The sequence below is a fragment of the Paenibacillus nuruki genome (genome assembly GCF_963311185.1).
Classification (GTDB): Bacteria; Bacillota; Bacilli; order Paenibacillales; family Paenibacillaceae; genus Saccharibacillus; species Saccharibacillus nuruki.
Genome location: NZ_OY725677.1, coordinates 4,775,921 through 4,793,871, shown reverse-complemented (window position 1 = coordinate 4,793,871; position 17,951 = coordinate 4,775,921). Strand labels below are relative to the sequence as shown.

Annotated in this window: 15 protein-coding genes; 3 read left to right on the top strand and 12 right to left on the bottom strand. The window is 41.4% G+C overall.

Annotation, left to right across the window (positions count from 1 at the left end):
* Nucleotides 1-188: 188 nt before the first annotated feature.
* From RCP16_RS21265 to RCP16_RS21255, 3 genes are all read right to left on the bottom strand, one after another.
* Nucleotides 189-623 carry a GNAT family N-acetyltransferase gene (locus RCP16_RS21265; RefSeq protein ID WP_083243483.1) on the bottom strand — a complete coding sequence of 145 codons (435 nt, stop codon included), beginning with the start codon at nt 621-623 and terminating at the stop codon, nt 189-191.
* Between the two features lie 165 nt (nt 624-788).
* Nucleotides 789-1,676 carry a formate/nitrite transporter family protein gene (locus tag RCP16_RS21260; protein WP_137223018.1) on the bottom strand — a complete coding sequence of 296 codons (888 nt, stop codon included), beginning with the start codon at nt 1,674-1,676 and terminating at the stop codon, nt 789-791.
* 240 nt (nt 1,677-1,916) lie between these two features.
* Nucleotides 1,917-3,278: an FAD-dependent oxidoreductase gene (locus RCP16_RS21255; protein ID WP_308641282.1), complete on the bottom strand. Its 1,362-nt coding sequence runs from the start codon at nt 3,276-3,278 to the stop codon at nt 1,917-1,919.
* Between the two features lie 408 nt (nt 3,279-3,686).
* Between RCP16_RS21255 and RCP16_RS21250 the strand changes: the two genes are divergently transcribed.
* Nucleotides 3,687-4,343: a pyridoxine/pyridoxamine 5'-phosphate oxidase gene (locus tag RCP16_RS21250; RefSeq protein WP_308641281.1), complete on the top strand. Its 657-nt coding sequence runs from the start codon at nt 3,687-3,689 to the stop codon at nt 4,341-4,343.
* Between the two features lie 164 nt (nt 4,344-4,507).
* Here RCP16_RS21250 and RCP16_RS21245 read toward each other — a convergent pair whose 3' ends face one another.
* The 4 genes from RCP16_RS21245 to glsA form a co-directional block, all read right to left on the bottom strand.
* A complete protein-coding gene (locus RCP16_RS21245) occupies nt 4,508-5,371 on the bottom strand; it encodes an ABC transporter ATP-binding protein (RefSeq protein ID WP_069327752.1) in 864 nt (287 codons plus the stop codon).
* A 149-nt stretch (nt 5,372-5,520) separates the two neighbouring features.
* Nucleotides 5,521-6,534, bottom strand: a complete 1,014-nt coding sequence (locus tag RCP16_RS21240; protein WP_069327788.1) for a FecCD family ABC transporter permease — start codon at nt 6,532-6,534, stop codon at nt 5,521-5,523.
* An 8-nt stretch (nt 6,535-6,542) separates the two neighbouring features.
* On the bottom strand, nt 6,543-7,598 hold the full coding sequence (locus RCP16_RS21235; RefSeq protein ID WP_308641280.1) for a FecCD family ABC transporter permease: 1,056 nt from the start codon (nt 7,596-7,598) through the stop codon (nt 6,543-6,545).
* A gap of 191 nt (nt 7,599-7,789) precedes the next feature.
* Nucleotides 7,790-8,731 carry a glutaminase A gene (glsA, locus tag RCP16_RS21230; RefSeq protein WP_069327750.1) on the bottom strand — a complete coding sequence of 314 codons (942 nt, stop codon included), beginning with the start codon at nt 8,729-8,731 and terminating at the stop codon, nt 7,790-7,792.
* Nucleotides 8,732-8,948: 217 nt separating this feature from the next.
* Between glsA and RCP16_RS21225 the strand changes: the two genes are divergently transcribed.
* Complete coding sequence (locus tag RCP16_RS21225) at nt 8,949-10,685, top strand: ABC transporter ATP-binding protein (RefSeq protein WP_308641279.1); 1,737 nt, start codon at nt 8,949-8,951, stop codon at nt 10,683-10,685.
* The gene (locus RCP16_RS21220; protein ID WP_308641278.1) at nt 10,678-12,486 is read left to right on the top strand and encodes an ABC transporter ATP-binding protein; all 1,809 of its coding nucleotides are present in this window, start codon (nt 10,678-10,680) and stop codon (nt 12,484-12,486) included. The genes RCP16_RS21225 and RCP16_RS21220 overlap by 8 nt, the downstream gene beginning before the upstream one ends.
* 96 nt (nt 12,487-12,582) lie before the next feature.
* Here RCP16_RS21220 and RCP16_RS21215 read toward each other — a convergent pair whose 3' ends face one another.
* From RCP16_RS21215 to RCP16_RS21195, 5 genes are all read right to left on the bottom strand, one after another.
* Entirely contained in the window at nt 12,583-13,053 is a 471-nt protein-coding gene (locus RCP16_RS21215; RefSeq protein ID WP_308642523.1) for a DMT family transporter, read from the bottom strand.
* Between the two features lie 27 nt (nt 13,054-13,080).
* Nucleotides 13,081-13,782 (bottom strand): Crp/Fnr family transcriptional regulator, encoded by a 702-nt coding sequence (locus RCP16_RS21210; RefSeq protein ID WP_069327785.1) that lies wholly within the window; start codon nt 13,780-13,782, stop codon nt 13,081-13,083.
* A gap of 22 nt (nt 13,783-13,804) precedes the next feature.
* Nucleotides 13,805-14,230: a DMT family transporter gene (locus tag RCP16_RS21205; protein WP_069327748.1), complete on the bottom strand. Its 426-nt coding sequence runs from the start codon at nt 14,228-14,230 to the stop codon at nt 13,805-13,807.
* Nucleotides 14,231-14,370: 140 nt separating this feature from the next.
* Entirely contained in the window at nt 14,371-16,167 is a 1,797-nt protein-coding gene (locus RCP16_RS21200; protein WP_069327747.1) for a DEAD/DEAH box helicase, read from the bottom strand.
* Nucleotides 16,168-16,340: 173 nt separating this feature from the next.
* Nucleotides 16,341-17,882: a SulP family inorganic anion transporter gene (locus RCP16_RS21195; RefSeq protein WP_308641277.1), complete on the bottom strand. Its 1,542-nt coding sequence runs from the start codon at nt 17,880-17,882 to the stop codon at nt 16,341-16,343.
* Nucleotides 17,883-17,951: the final 69 nt, after the last annotated feature.

The following is a 17,951-nucleotide window of genomic DNA, read 5'->3' as shown; positions in this document are numbered from 1 at the left end:
CGTACCTTTATAATTCGTAATTCATGATGCATATGGTCTCTACTTTATCATAAAGCATACCGCCAAAAATAGCTTACTATATTTGCAAATCATCAGGTGATATCCAGCATCAAACCTAGCGTATATCCGTTTTTCTATACGTTTATAGATGACCTCTCAAACTTCATCTATATCCAATAAAGACAAACTTAACTTTGTGTCGAAGAGAGTAGATTTTTTTTCATATAATACTTGGTCTGTCCTTCGATCGGAATATCATGAATTTCGCCAAAAATAGTATACCCGTACTTCATATAAAAGTGAGGCGCTTGCCAGCTCATTGTCGTTAATTCGCTTACTTTGGCTCCCTGCTGTCTAGCTTGATCTTCGATCGCTTGTAACAAGTCTGCTCCAATCCCTTTGCCTCTGTATACATGATCGACAGCAAGTAATTGAATATATAACAATCCCCAGACCATCGAGCCAACGACTCCACCAATATATTGCTCACCTTCATAAGCGGCTAGCGAAAAATGCACACGATCATACGGTGGAAGAGCCAACTCTTGATTACTATTAAATTGATCCATAAATGGTTTGATCTGTGGTATATGATCGTCTACAGATAGTTCTTGAATATGCAAAAATATCACCTACTCTTTCAGAGATAATTAAGATATCGTCATGATTATTTAATAAGTATACTATTTTGACTGTATGATGTTACAAGAAGATCATTAGCTTCCTCTATAACGCAAAAAAAAGACCTTCATCAACATGAAGATCTTTTTTTCTACACCTGCTTGCGATTAATGAGCTTGATCGCTATGTTGCAACGGTAATGTTGCTGTAGCCGATACCGCTGGCATCGTTGAGACTGTAGGTTCATGATGCTGAGTATGTCCAGAATTGGCTGGTGTCAGTTGATGATCTTTTTTGATATAGGCTGTGAAATAAATCCCTGCTACAAATACAGCTCCACCTGTGAGATTACCGAGCCATACCGGAATAAAGTTCATCAGATACATATCCCATGAATAATACCCTGCAAAGATCGCTGCTGGAATCAAAAACATATTAGCGACAACGTGCTGAAATCCGATAGCAACAAATGCCATGGTCGGGAACCAGATTCCGAGTATTTTACCACTAATACTGTCGGCACTATACGATAACCAGACCGCTAGAGCTACCAACCAGTTACATCCAATCCCGGATAAAAACATCTGGGCAAAGCTTCCTTCTAACTTATGCCCTGCCATTTCTACTGTTTTGGTCAAATAAGGACCGGTTTCTGTTAATCCCACCACATGACCGAAGAAGTAAGCGACGAATAAAGCGCCTAATAGATTCGCTACCGTAATCGCAAGTAGATTACGTGCTACTTCAAGGGTACTGATCCGCTTCGCCATCCGCGCTAACGGGACAGCCATCATATTACCAGTTAACAGTTCTCCACCTGCAACCAGTACAAGAATCAGTCCCACAGGGAACAATGCCGCTCCGATAAAGTTAGCAAAGCTTCCCCAGGCTTCCGGTGTATTGGCAATCACTCGAATATCTAATAAAAATCCTAGTGCAATAAAAGCTCCACCTAAAAACCCGAGTACAAGCATCTGTATCCATGTTGACTTAGCTTTGATAATTCCCGTCTCAATCGTATTCATTGCAATCTGTTGTGGTTTGTAATAAGCCATTGTGTTGCATCCCCCTTATAAGCATCTATTTCCGTATAATTAAATTACCTTTTCATATTTCAATTTTAATACAATTACTTTGTGAAAAAAGTAACAAATGTCACTTTGGAAAAGAATTTGTGAAATTAAGCACAAAAGCCTGTACAGTGGGGGAACTGTACAGGCTTTGTTAGGGGTAGAACTTTGATCAATATCTAATGGGAGCTTACGATGATATAAAATGAATTATTTCAAACCCGATTAAGCGTGAACTTCTTGTTGGGTCTGGATAGGTGCTAATGCTTGCAAACCTACCGTATTCAAGTAGTTCCAAGGTTTGTTGTAATGTGGTTGGAAGAAGAAGTCGATAAAGGCTAATTGATCCACTGTCATTTGATTTTGGATACAGACCGAGATGGTATTGATCGATTGAGTTAAGTCGACTTTAGACATCAATTGTGCGCCTAAGATGCGACGTGTTTCTTTTTCGTACACGACTTTCAAGGTTACTGTCTCATGTGTCGGCATAAATTCTGGACGATAATGATCGTGCATCGTGCTTGTTTCTACATTTAATCCTGCTTCACGAGCAGCTGTTTCGGTCATTCCTGTTCCTGCAATATTATCTTCATAGATTTTGATACCGGATGTTCCTTGTGTACCCATATATTCATTCGTAGGTTGCACAAGGTTACGAGCAACCAGTGTACCCATACGAACTGCATTGGTAGCTAAAGGAATATAAGCATGTTTACCTGTTGGGTTGTAGAAAATAGCACAGCTATCTCCAGCAGCGAACACATCTTTTTTACTGGTTTGCATATATTTATCTACAAGGATAGCACCGTTAACTAACATATCGACTTGTCCTTTAAGCAATTCAGTATTTGGACGGAAACCGATACACAAGATGACCATATCTGCTTGGTGAGTCGCTTTGTCAGTAACTACGGTCGTTACTTTGCCACCTTCACCTGTGAATTTTACCACTTTCTCTGATAACGCTAATTCGATGCCATGTTCTTGCAGTGATTCTTCAGTACGAGATGTAAATTCAGGATCTAGATATTTGTTCAAAATGCGATCTTCAGCATCGATCAATGTCACTTGTTTACCATTCATTTGGAATGCTTCTACCAGTTCAACACCGATATAACCTGCGCCTACAACAACGATATTGTTAGCATGTTGCGCTTTTTCAATAATCGTATTGGAGTGATTGTAGTTTTTGCAAAGTAAAATGTTATCCAGTTCAATACCTTCAAATTTAGGAACGATCGGCCAAGAACCCGTTGTCATAATCAATTTGTCATACGTATCTGTAAGTTCAATACCTGTAGTCAGGTCACGAGCTTGTAATGTTTTGTTATCCGTATCGATCGCTGTCACTTCATGCAACATTTTAGTGGTTACACCTAGATCAGCTAATTGATCGGGAGAAGAGTAAAACAATCCGTCTGGATCATTCACTACTCCACCTACATATAACGCAATCCCGCAAGATAAGAATGAAATATTATCGTTACGTTCATATACAGTGATCTCAGCATCAGGATACAATTTAGCGGTATTAACAACAGCGGCAGTTCCTGCGTGAGTACATCCTATAACAGCTACTTTCATGGTTTCTTCCTCCTGATAATTCTTTATTTTTTATCATGTAAATGGTTCTTATCCAAAGTTGTATGGTCTATGCTGAATGTCCGACAAGTAAAATTCAGGTGAATTAAGATGTAGGTGCAAGAGAAGTGTGTGGTTTCTCTATGGTGTCCATCTTCTTGTTGGCTCTTCTATTTTTTAATATAGCCTTTTTTGATTTATTTTATTTGTGAATTAATTCACCTTGTATTGCTATTATATTGTGATTTTTATCACATTGCAAGGGGTTTGAGAGAAGTTCGCAATTTGTTCATATTTTCACAAAGTTATATAAACATATGTTTCTTGTATAACATCTTTGATCAACGCGTTTATTGACTATACATTGGTTATGTTATAGTGAGAACAAATTATATAAAGGTGGTTGGTAAAATGAGTACACAATCAAGCAATATCTTGCGTGGTTTGAAAGCTTTATCTGGCCCTTTCCCTACCTGGGATACTCAATCATTACCGGAGAATCCGACTGAACTCTTCTTAGATTGGATGAAATTAGCGATCGAAATGAAAGTTAAAGAACCTCATGCAATGACTATTTCCACTGTAGATTCTGATGGTTTTCCAGATGCACGAGTATTGATTCTCAAAGAAGCTATAGAAGAATCTTTTTATTTTGCAACCGGATTGGAAAGTCAAAAAGGTCAACATATACAACATAACCCAAAGGTAGCTCTTACGTTCTATTGGCCTGAGTTAGGTAGACAGATTCGGATTAGAGGGATCGCTGAAGATCAAGGTCTAGAAGCAGGAGCCATTGATTTGAGAAGACGATCGACCATTGCTCGCGCTGTGGCTATGACCGAACACCAAAGCCAACCGCTGGAGAATCAAGAACAATTAGAACAATCTATTGCGATGCAGGAAGAAAAGATTCATCATGATCCTGATATTGTAACTCCTAATTGGCGACTATTCGCTGTACATGCTCAAGAAATCGAGTTCTGGCAAGCCGACCCTGATCGCAAACACACAAGGTATCAATATATTCTTCATAAGGGTCAATGGACACATCAGCAGTTGTGGCCTTAAAAAGATTATGAATTTTGTCTGTAAAGTCCTTTTGTATAACCTTCTATTCCAAAAGCAAAATCAGATATAGATGATTTTGCTTTTTTAATTTGCATCAAAAAATCGGTAGTTCTCTCCTGTCAAAGAAGAAAACTACCGATTGGGTATACCTACTATTATTGATATTAGTTATGTGCCATACGCATAGCATGTTGATGACGCACTTCACTCACTTGTTGTTCTTGCTGTACCGCTTCAGCCACATGACCTTCCAATGCATAAGGAAGACACAAAGGCACCCCGCTACGAGGATCAGTCACAATATCAGCTTCGATTCCGAATACGTTACGCAGTACATCACAAGAAACGACTTCAACGGGTGTTCCTTCAGCTACCGCTTTACCGTTCTTAATCGCAATCATATGATGTGCATAACGAGAAGCATGATTAAGATCATGCACCACCATCACAATGGTACGTTGAGAATCCGCATTTAATTTTTCCAACAATTGAAGAACTTCCAATTGATGCGCCATATCTAGAAATGTAGTCGGTTCATCCAAAAATAAGATCTCGGTATCCTGCGCTAGTGCCATCGCAATCCAAGCACGTTGACGCTGACCACCGGATAACTGATCAATCGGACGATCGTAGAAATCAACCATCCCTGTTGCTTCAATCGCCCATTCGACCATCGCTTTATCTTCTGCTTTCATCGAACCGAATCCTTTTTGATAAGGGAAACGTCCATAGGATACCAATTCCGTTACCGTTAATCCTTCAGGCGCTGTCGGGTTCTGAGGCAAAATCGCTAACTGCTTCGCTATTTCACGGGTAGATTGTTTGTGGATCGATTTGCCGTCCAATAATACAGCTCCCGATTTGGGTTGCATAATGCGTGCCATCGTTTTGAGTATCGTTGATTTACCTGAACCATTGGCTCCGACTAATGCTGTAATCTGTCCTTGAGGAATCTGTACACTCAAGTCTTCGACAATCAACCGATCTTCATATGCAATATCAAGCTTAGACGTCATCAAACGAACCATGGTTTATCCACCCTTTTCAGTGAACCCGATGTGCTAGACACCTGACTCCACTCTATATTTTCAATCTTTTATTGAATTGATTAGGATCAGCAAGTAACAAAACAACTTTGTATTTCATATCATTATCTAGAGTTATAACGTATAGATTATTATGCTTTGGAACGAGCTAATAAATATAAGAAGTAAGGTGCTCCAATAATCGCCACCATAACCCCTGCTGGAATTTCAGCATTTTGCAAAATCGATCGCCCAATCATATCGGCGGTAAGTAATAGCACTGCACCGATAAGAGCCGATACAGGAATAACATGCTCATAACGAGGGCCGACCAGACGACGAGCAATATGTGGCCCAAGTAGACCGATAAATCCTATCCCGCCACTTACAGCAACACAAGCTGCACTAATCGCCACAGCAACCACTAATAGGACGAGCCGTTGCATATTAAGCTGAGAACCTAAGCCTGTGGCTGTCTCATCGCCTAATGAGAAGACATCCAGTTGTCTGGCTTTCCACAAAGCAATAGGAATCAGTACGATTAACCACGGTAACAAAGCGATCACGAATTTCCAGCTACTGCCCCATATACTTCCTGCTTGCCATGTGGCGATAAAGTTAAATTCATTCGGATCAAGTCGAATCGTCATAACAATCATTAAGGCATTGACTCCTGCGGCAAGTGCTATACCGGATAGTACAAGACGTGAAGAGGATATGCCTTTATGACGTTTGTATGCCATAAGATAAATAATAATAGCGGCTCCAAAAGCACCAATCAAAGCTAGAAAAGGCAACAACATCGGTGAAGTCGATTCTCGTTGTGGATTCGTAATGACAAATAACACCACTGCTAAGCCTGCTCCCGAGTTAATACCTAGAATACCGGGATCCGCTAATCCATTACGAGATACCCCTTGCAGAATCGCTCCTGCTATCGCTAGCCCAATGCCGACTAACAAAGCAATCACAATACGGGGTAACCGAAATTCAAATAAAATCAAATGTTGCTTCGGCGTTCCGCCTCCAAACAAAGTACGTAACACTTCCATCGGTGACATTTTGCTAAACCCTGTATTCATACTTAGCAACAATACGCCAAAAGCGATTAGTGCTAAAACAATTAATGTAATCGTTGTACGTATCGTACGTTTACGGTGAAACATCACTTGATTCACAGATTATCCCTCACTTTCTTCCGAATAATATAGAAGAAATAAGGAACACCAATCAAAGCGATCAGCGCACTAACTGGTGTTTCATGAGGGGGATTACTCAGTCGTCCTACGGTATCGGCAACAACCATTAACAATGCACCTAGAATCGCAGAAGTCGGAATCACCCATTTATAATCGACGCCTACCATCGCACGCGCCGCATGAGGAATCATAAGACCGAGAAAACCTACAGCCCCTACCGTGGATACCGAAGCTCCAGCCAACACCATCACAGCTAGTACAGCGCCTAAGCGTACTAATGCAGTACGTTGACCTAATCCAGAAGCGACATCATCACCCAGACTGAGAATCGTTATCGAACGAGAAAGAAGTAAAGAACCAATCAGTGCAAGCACGATCCACGGCCACAATATATCAATTTGTGCCCATGTTACACCTGCTACACCGCCTGCATACCAGAAAGCTAGATCTTGTGAGATTCGAAAATACAATGCAATTCCTTCTGACAAAGCGACTAATAGTGCAGCGACGGCTGAGCCTGCTAAAGCAAGTCGTACCGGACTTAGCCCGCCTTTGGCAAGCGAACCAATGCCATAGACCAGACCTACACCAACAGCTGCTCCAACAAAAGAAAATAAAATTAACTGATTAAATGATAAACCTGGAAAAAAAGCAAAACATAATGCCAGTACAAATCCGGCTCCTGCATTAACCCCGAGCAATCCCGGGTCTGCGATCGGATTACGTGTCATCCCTTGCATCAATGCGCCAGATACAGCAAAAGCCGCTCCGACCAGAGCACCTGCAATCGTGCGTGGTAAGCGAAGTTCCCATATAATCTGATGATCACTATTCAAAGGATTGAACGCCACTAATGCTTGCCAGACTTCTTCAAGCGGAATATCTTTACTGCCTTTAGCGATTGAAAATGCACAACCTAATATCAACAGGACAAGACCACCAACGATGATCGAAATTGCTGTGTAAGGACGCGACCATAGCTGCTCTTTAGGTGAGGTCTGTCTGCCTTTCACAACATTGCTGCGAGTCATAAGCAAGCCTCTTTCTACATCAAAATCTATTGTTTCATTTATAGTAGTTATGATAAATACAATTATTGCATATGTTTAAAGATACTGATAATCATTATCATTTGTCAACACTTATCACAAAAAAACGTCTAAATTCCTCTGTTTTTAGGGAATGTAGACGTTTTAAGTTAAACGATTATTTTAGTAGCAACTTAAAATAAGCTCCAATCGAACTCTTTGGATAACCGTTCTAATAGATGCACACCTGCAATACTATTTCCTCTTTTATTTAGCGAAGGCCCTACTAATCCGATGCCATACTGTCCGGGAACCATCGTCAGGATTCCACCCGACACTCCACTTTTAGCAGGCAGACCCACATCAATAGCAAATTCACCAGAAGCATTGTACATACCGCAAGTAATCATAAATGTTTTGGCAATCTGTACATAACGACGTGGAATCAATTCTTCTCCAGAACAAGGATCTACACCGTCAAAAGCAAGTACCAATGCCATACGGGCAAGATCGGCACAATTGACTTCAATCGAACAATGACGGAAATACACTTCAAGTACGTCATCAACCGGATCTTTAATAATACCATTTTGCTTGAGGAAATAAGCCAGTGAACGATTCAAGTGACCGGATTCTGTTTCTGATTCGTAGACTGCCAGATTGTAATCGATTTTGTCATTCGCTGCGAGCTTACGGAAAAATTGCAGTACCCGTTCTGACTTCTCCTGTGGATTCTCACCAGATATCAGTGACGATACTGTGATCGCTCCTGCATTAATAAGCGGATTGAACGGGATTCCCGGCTCTACTAATTCTAACTTAATCATCGAATCGAAATCATCGCCTGTCGGCTCTTTACCTACATTAAAGAATACCGCTTCTTCTCCATGATCCATCAATGCAAGTATTAAAGTGAATACTTTGGATATACTTTGCATGGTAAAAGGAATCCCGCAATCGCCTGCCGAGATTACTTTCCCTTGCGAATCGGCAATAAAAATACCCAGTGCATCTTGCGAAGACTTGGCAAGCTCTGGAATATAAGAAGCTACTTTCCCCTGACTGGTATGCAAACGGCTGGTCTCTAACCAATCGGGCAATAGTGTGGTTAATCGTTCCATTTGTTCTTGACTCATCCATATTCCTCCTTGAAATCCATCTTTATGTTCTATATAAAATGAGTACGTATGCTCATCTCATCATTTCAAATTTTATTTTCTTCATCATATTATACTAATCTTGCTCCGAATCATACTGCCGCTCTTATTGCTGCTTTACGGATAATCTGAATATACGTTAACATAAACATATGTGTGTTTGACGGTTACATATTTCAGGATAGAAGGTGTATAGATGATTCCTTTGTTAAAATATTTGAAGCCTTATCGTACTGCTGCATTACTTGCTCCCTTGTTAATGTTGGTCGAAGTATTGATGGACTTGATGCAACCCAAGTTAGTAGCAAGTATTGTCGATCAAGGGATTATGACAGGCGACCTAGGGCATATTCAGCGTACAGGCTTGCTGATGATCGGTCTGGCTCTGATCGGTATGCTGGGCGGAATTGGCTGTACGATTTATGCCAGTATTGCTTCACAACATTTCGGTGCAGATATTCGTGCTGATTTGTTTCAGCACATTCAGCGCTTTTCTTTTCATAATCTGGATCGTTTTTCCTCAGGTTCATTGATCACTAGATTAACGAATGATGTGGTTCAATTGCAAAATCTAGTATTGATGGCTTTGCGTATGTTGGTACGTTCTCCTCTATTATCTATCGGCAGTTTGATTATGGCATTTACAATTAGTTTTAAATTAGCAATTATTTTGTTGATTGCTATGCCTATTTTGTTAGTCACCTTAATCTTTATTATGCGTAAAGCATTTCCTATTTTTGGACGTGTTCAAGCCGAATTAGATCGTGTTAATACCGTTACACAAGAAAATTTAGCCGGTATTCGAGTGATCAAAGCTTTTGTACGAGCTATCCATGAAAATAAACGGTACGATGCAGTCAATCAAGATTATACGAATATAGCGATTAAAGCGAATCGGATGGTTGCTCTGATTGGCCCCATTATGATGTTAATTATGGATATCTGTATTGTTGCTGTGCTGTGGTTCGGTGGCGGACTCACCAAAACTGGTGCTTTGCCTGTAGGGGATCTGATCGCTTTTATCAACTATGCTACACAAGTGTTGATGTCTCTTATGATGGTAAGTATGACACTGATGTCTGTTTCTCGTGCAACCGCTTCAGCAGAACGAATTAATGAAGTGTTACATACAGAACCCGATATTACGGCTCCTGCTCAGACCGTCACTCCTGATCCTCAGCAAGTAGGACGATTAGAATTCCGTGATGTTTCTTTTGCTTATGATGGTGATTCGCCTGCGGTATTAGATCAGATTAGCTTTGTGGCAACAGCAGGACAGACGATTGCGATTCTAGGAGCTACGGGTGCAGGCAAGTCCAGTCTGGTTCATTTGATTCCACGTATGTATGACGTGACGAATGGAGCGGTATTGGTAGATGATGTTAATGTAAACCAATGGGACCTGGATCAACTACGGAGCTCCATTGGAATCGTGTTGCAACAAGCATTACTATTTAGCGGTAGTATCCGTGATAATATCCGTTACGGGCGACCGAATGCTTCGCAAGAAGAAGTAGAGTCTGCCGCTAGAGCAGCGCAAGCTCATGAATTTATAGAAAAACTACCTGAAGGATATGACACTTTATTGGGGCAACGAGGGGTCAATCTATCAGGTGGTCAAAAACAACGTCTATCGATTGCACGCGCACTGTTGATTCAGCCGCCTCTACTGATTATGGATGATAGCACCAGTGCAGTTGATCTGCGAACAGAAGCATTGATTCAAAAAGCACTTGAAGAACGGTTATCAGCAAGTACGCGATTTATTATCGCTCAGCGTATCACTTCCGTCTTAGATGCTGATCTAATCTTAATTATGGAAGATGGCCAAATTATTGACCGTGGAGATCATGCTTATTTGATCAAAAATAGTCAGGCTTATCAGGAAATCTATCGTTCGCAATTAGGACAGGAGGTCGAATCTCATGGGTAATCCAATGATGCCGGGTCGAGCCGGACGATCGAATAGCGCTCCTGTCAAAGCTAAAAATGCTAAAAGTACTGTACGCCGTCTTTGGGATTATTTACGTCAACAGCGCAAAGGTCTAATCCTTGTTTTTATACTCACTTTACTTGGAACAGCATTCAATCTGATCACTCCTTATCTGCTGGGAACGATAGCTTTTGACCGATACATTTTACCGGGTAATTATGCAGGATTGGCTATGCTCTGTATATGGTTGTTAATTCTCTATGTCGTCGCCAGTCTAACAAGCTGGATACAAGCTTATGTAATGACAGCTGTTTCTCAGCAGACTGTATTTCAGATCAGACGCGATTTATTCAAACATCTGCATGACTTGCCGCTACGCTTTTTCGATACACATAGCAGTGGAGATCTGATGAGTCGTTCAACCAACGATATTGAAAATGTAACGACGACGCTGAATCAAAGTGTTGTACAGATTATGACCAGTGCTCTTACACTTGTCGGTACGCTGATTATTATGGTATGGCTTAATATTTGGTTAACACTGGTCACTTTAATCACAGTACCGATTATGTTCTGGCTGACCCGTATAATTACTAAGCGGACACGACGTTATTTTGGAGCTCAACAAACAGAATTAGGCGGACTCAATGGATATATTGAAGAAACAATATCCGGTCAAAAAGTGGTCAAAGCCTATGTCCAAGAAGCTCGCAGTCTGACTGAATTTAAAGAGATTAATCATCGACTGCTTCATGCCAGTATTCGTGCACAGAGCTGGTCTGGTAATATGGGCCCAGTGATGAACTTGGTCAACAATATCAGTTATGCGTTGATCGCTTTGTCTGGTGGATGGTTATTTTTGCAAGGCATGACCAGTGTGGGTGTGATTGTTAGTTTTCTTAGTTATTCCAAGCAATTCAGTCGTCCGATCAATGAACTGGCTAATCAATTCAACCTACTGCAATCCGCTATTGCTGGAGCAGAGCGTGTTTTTGAAGTGTTAGATGAGCGACCTGAAAGTACAGAAGATGAGAAAACAGCCGTACATCAACTACCTGCTAATGTTCATGGAGAAGTGATTTTTGATCATGTTCAATTTAGCTACAAAGCAGGTTCGCCGATTTTGCGTGATGTCTCCTTAACAGCCAAGCCCGGGCAGACAATCGCTTTGGTGGGACCTACAGGAGCAGGTAAAACAACGATTATCAATCTGCTCACCCGTTTCTATGAAATTGATAGCGGGACGATTACGATCGATGGTGAAGATATTCGTTTACTGGATAAAGAAAACTTGCGTAGTCGAATCGGGATTGTTTTACAGGATGCTTATTTATTTTCCGGTACAGTACGTGACAATATTCGGTACGGGCGATTGGAAGCCACCGATCAGGAGATTGAAGAAGCAGCGAAGCTAGCCAATGCTCATTCATTTATTCACAAATTACCTGAAGGTTATGATTCACCACTTTCTGCCGATGGAAGCAATCTAAGTCAAGGACAACGTCAATTGCTAACAATAGCTCGTGCGATTCTTGCTAATCCGTCTGTTCTTATTCTTGATGAAGCTACAAGTAGTGTCGATACACGTACAGAAATGCATATTCAGACCGCGATGAAACAGTTAATGCACGGACGTACCAGCTTTGTTATCGCTCATCGACTGAGCACCATACGTGAAGCCGATCAGATTCTAGTGATCCAGAGCGGCGAAGTCGTTGAGTGTGGCACCCATGATGAGTTACTTCAAGCAGGCGGATTCTATCATGATCTGTATCAAAGTCAATTCAATCGTGTCGTGTAGTGAAGAAGTAATACATTCTTTCATAGCTAAATAATATAAAAAAAGCTTTTTGATTAGAGTCATATGCTCTAGTCAAAAAGCTTTTTTATGTACGAACTATTCAGCCACTGGTGATTCTGACTTTGTTTCTTTACGTCCACCGAATTTGAATACCAGTATACCGCCAATAATGACGAGCACACCAATCAATTTAGCTGGCGTAAACGGAATCTTTTCTAAGCCTAACCAGCCTAATGAATCCCATAATAAGGCTGTACCGAGTTGTGCTGTCAGTACGATTGAGATTGCATATGTTGGACCTAACCGTCTCATCCCTTGTACCAGACAGAAGACAACACCTACTCCGATCATTCCACTGAACCAATACCACAACTGTACATGCTGAAGTGTAAATGTATTTTTCCCTTCAAAAATAAGACTTGCTAGCAGCGATGCAACAAATCCCATAAACAATACCAACATGGTCGTTGTCCAAGAACCGGTCTGCTCATTGACTTTGTTGTTAAATACCGTCTGCATACTGACCAAAGCGCCTGCTATAGCCGCCAAAAGTATACCAAATAAAATCATATGTCCTCTCCTAACGTCTCTCTATTATTCATAAATATTATGTCCTGCTAATGCTTCTAAGCCTGCCCGATTCTGAATGACCAAATACTCTGATGTTCGCTTCACCAGACCATCGCTACCTAATTTCTGAATAACACGGTTCAAATGCCGATAACTGGTGCCGATCAGGTTGGCTACATCAACTAGACTGGATATACGCAATTCTTCATAACAATCTGCTGGATCTTCATCACACGCTACAGATAACATGTAACTGGCTAAGCGAATCTCTACCGGATACATGAGATTGAAACGTGAATAATTAGAACTGCTATAAAATTTACGAGTCATCATCTGTAGCAAAAATTGCAGTAAAGGGACATGATCACTGCCATACTGAACTAACCATTTGCGATGAATACGTAGAAAATGTACCGATGATACAGCTTCAACAGTATTAATCACTTTATCATTGCCATTGATATATTCCACGTCACCTATAAATTCAAGCGGTGTTTTGAAGCAAAGAATCAATGTTTTACCTTCTTGAGACGTGGTATAAATTTTGATCTTTCCGTGAACCAATATATCCAGATGTTCAATATCATCACCTTGCGTACACAAAATATCGCCTTGTTCCAAATGGAAAACGGTTAGATATGGGAATAAGATTTGAGGAAAATGGGCACCCAAATCATGCAATTTCCAATAATACTCAACCTGCGCTTGATCCTGAATATCATGTATCGTCATGGATTCACCTTTTGGATTAGAATTTCAAAATAATCACACCTGCAATCATCATCGCAAGCCCTATAAATTGCGGCATTTTCATCTTCTGCTTCACTACGCCAAACCAACCATTGATATCAATAATAAAAGTTAAACATAATTGAGCAATCAATAATGCTGAGATCGTAAGCGTGACCCCGATCTGTTGAATGGCTGTTACTTCGGTAAAAATAATAATTGCTGCAAATCCACCACCTGCTAGATATAGCGGCTTCACCTTTTTAAAATCTCCAAGCTTACCATCTCGTACAAATACCCAGATTAATGCCGCTATAATAAATCCGGTTAATTGAGTAATAGTGGCTGCTTGCCATGTGCCGATATCTTGACTAATCCTTGTATTCGCTACCCCTTGTAACGTGATACAAGCCCCTCCTAATAAAGCAAACAAAATCCCTTTCATCGCTGCGTGTTCTCCTTATCTTTTAGACATTTCTTGTTCTTTCTATTAAAAACGATCTCTACATAATAGATAAAGGACATATGTCCTAAGCCTTCTCATAAAAAATCCCCTTTAGATTCAAAGGGGATAAAATATAGTTATTAACGTTTTCCACCACGACGTGCGTTATCTGACGGACGACCGGAAGAAGAAGGACGACCACCACTAGATGGTTTACCCGAAGACGGACGGTTGTTGCGTCCACCGGAACTGCTGTTGTTTTTACCGCCATAGGTACGTTCTCCACGAGCACTACCTGTGCCTTCGCTACGGCGACCACCAGCGTTGCTGTTACTTCCAGCTCCACCGTATTCACGTGTACGATCTGAATCACCTGACGAAATCGTGCGACCTTTGGAAGCATCTCTACGGAAAGAAGGAGCATCGTCTGTGCGACGTGTTGGTCTTGGAGCAGAACCGCTACCTGAGCGAGCTTGATCCTTACGACCATAACTGCGTTCTGGACGTTCGCTACGAGCACTTGCTTCTTTAGCTTCCGGACGAGCAGTTGTACGTACAGAAGGTGTAGATTCTTTACGTTCTCCACGCTTACCTGTACCGCCTCTACTTGCAAAACGATCACGCTCTGAAGTCGAAGAAGGTTTTCCGCGACCACCCGAGCGTCCACCAGAAGATTCTTCACGGTAAGCACCACGACGTGCATCTCCACGTTTGCCATCTTTTTTACGATCTTGATCACGAGATTTATGAGTAGCTCGTCTGCCTGCTTTGGCTTCTACGTTCGACAACAATTCACCAGAATCATCGGATTCGATCGAAGTACGAGCAATCTGACGCTCTAATTTCTGCGAAGTTCCTTGTTCGATCGCTTGCAATTCGTCACGATCATGAGGAGTTACAAATGTGATTGCTTTACCGGTTTCGCCTGCACGACCTGTACGTCCGATACGGTGAATATAGTATTCAGCGTCTTGAGGAATATCATAGTTGAATACATGGGTAATCCCTTCAACATCAATACCACGAGCGGCTACATCGGTAGCAACCAATAATTGCAATTTCGCTTCACGGAAAGCACGCATTACTTGCTCACGTTTATTTTGAGACAAATCGCCATGAAGTTCATCCGAAGAATAACCCAATTCTTTAAGCTGTTGATTCAGTTCTGCTGCCCGTTTTTTGGTACGACAGAAAATTACAGCCAGATAAGGTTTTTCTTGTTCCAAATATTCACGCAATGCAGAAAGTTTACCACGAGGTGTACATTCTACTACTAATTGACGAATCAATTTCAACGGAACACTTTCAGCAGGACCGACACGAATATCTTTCGGTGTACGCATATATTGCGCAGACAGACGACGAATACCATCAGGAATCGTTGCCGAAAATAACATCGTTTGACGTGCTGGAGAAGTGGCATTGATCATTTTTTCAACATCAGGTAAAAATCCCATGTGTAGCATTTGATCCGCTTCATCGAGTACCAATGTACGAATCTTCGTTAGATCCAGTGTGCCTCTACCCATATGGTCAAGCAGACGACCTGGCGTACCGACAACAAGGTGACATCCACCTTCAAGCTTACGCAACTGACGTTCTACATCTTGTCCACCATAAGCAGCAAGAATACGTACACCTTCATAAGCCGCAGCTAATTTGTTCGCTTCTGTAGCAATCTGTAGAGCCAACTCACGGGTTGGTGCTATGATAAGCGCTTGAGGTGCACCGACTGCATTCAAGTTCAACTTTTCAAAAATCGGTAGCAAAAATGCTAACGTTTTACCTGTACCTGTTTTGGCTTGGACGATAGCGTCTCCGCCTTTAAGCAATCCCGGAATCGACATCTGCTGTACTTCGGTAGGCTGTGTGATTCCATTGGAAGCCATTAGCTCTACGACATTCGGCGAGATGCCGAACTCATTAAAATTTTTCAACTCTATTCACCCATTCTTGTGATCTATATTCAGCAGCATTTCAAAAAATGCTCTCGTAAAAAGAAGCACCGGTAGATACCGATGCTTACATCTATAACGTCATTTAAAAGTCCGTAGTATGCCATTTTGGATAAACTGCTCTAGCGTCAATATACCGCTTATTTCTAGTTACGTCAATGTCCTGAAGACAATGCAGTCGTTCCTAATTTTTCAAGTAAGAGACGACTTTCTTCATTTAAGCCCCGAATATGCACTTCTTTATTCATAGCTTTATACTTTTCTTTGACTTTGGTAATCCCGATTACAGCCGAATGATCCCAAATATGCGAACGAGCAAAGTCGATCACAATCTGCTCTGGATCATCTAACGGTGCAAATTGATCTACAAAATAACTCATTGTCCCGAAAAACATCGGGCCACTCACTTCATAGACTTTCACCTGTTCACGTTGTTCTTGTATCGTTTCGATAGGTTCTATAGAAGAACGATGATCATGATCCACTTTATTCAATAGATCAGGATTAGAAGTGATATTGCCTGATTGCATCTTTGAAGTGATATGGATACGAGACATTTTCCATCCAAATAGTAAGGCACTCATGACAACACCTACGCCTACACCGATTGAAAGGTTGTCCGTAGCTACCACAATCGCTACCACTGTCACCATAATAATCGCTTCAGATAAAGGAATCTTATGGATCGTTACCAGAGAACGCCAGCTAAATGTACCGATGGATACCATCACCATCACACCTACAAGAGCACCCATCGGTACTTCACGTACAATATTACCAAGGACTAATAATAAGAATAATAAAAACACACCGGCAGTTAATGTAGACAAACGTCCACGTCCGCCTGATTTAATATTAATTACCGATTGCCCGATCATCGCACATCCTGCCATCCCACCGAAAAATCCATTTACGATGTTGGCAATCCCTTGTCCACGAGCTTCACGATTTTTATCACTTTTGCTATCTGTCATTTCATCTAATATGGTTGCCGTCAATAATGATTCAAGCAGACCGACAAAAGCAAGTGAAATCGAATACGGTAAAATGGTTAACAACATATCTAGCGATATATCGATCATAGGTAAATGGAACACCGGCGGTTGGTTAGACAATTGCCCCATATCCCCTACCGTTCGCACATCCAGATGTAGAAAATACGTCAATAACGACATCACAATAATGGCTACGAGTGGTGCTGGCACAGCTTTGGTAAATCGTGGCAAAATATATACGATCGCAAGCGTTCCTACTACCATCGCATACATGATCCAGTTCGATCCGACAAACTGTGGCAATTGCGCCATAAAAATAACGATAGCCAATGCGTTCACAAACCCCGTCATCACCGATTGAGGGATAAACGTAATAAAGCGCCCGATCTTGAACCAACCGAGTAATACTTGAAAAATACCTGCTAATATCGTGGCTGCGAATAAATATTCAATCCCATGGTCATGTACCAGATCAACGACCAGTACCGCCATGGCACCTGTAGCCGCTGAGATCATCCCACTGCGTCCACCTGCAATAGAGATTACTATGGCAATACAGATTGAAGCGTACAATCCGACCATCGGATCAACACCAGCTATAATCGAGAATCCGATCGCTTCGGGAATAAGAGCCAAGGCTACAGTAATACCGGCAAGAAGATCTCCACGGATATTACCAAACCATTGTTGTTGTAGATTCATGATCATCCTCTTTCCTTGTTTGGCACATAACGAATCTGTCCGGACGTTAACAAACTTTCCGAACGAATA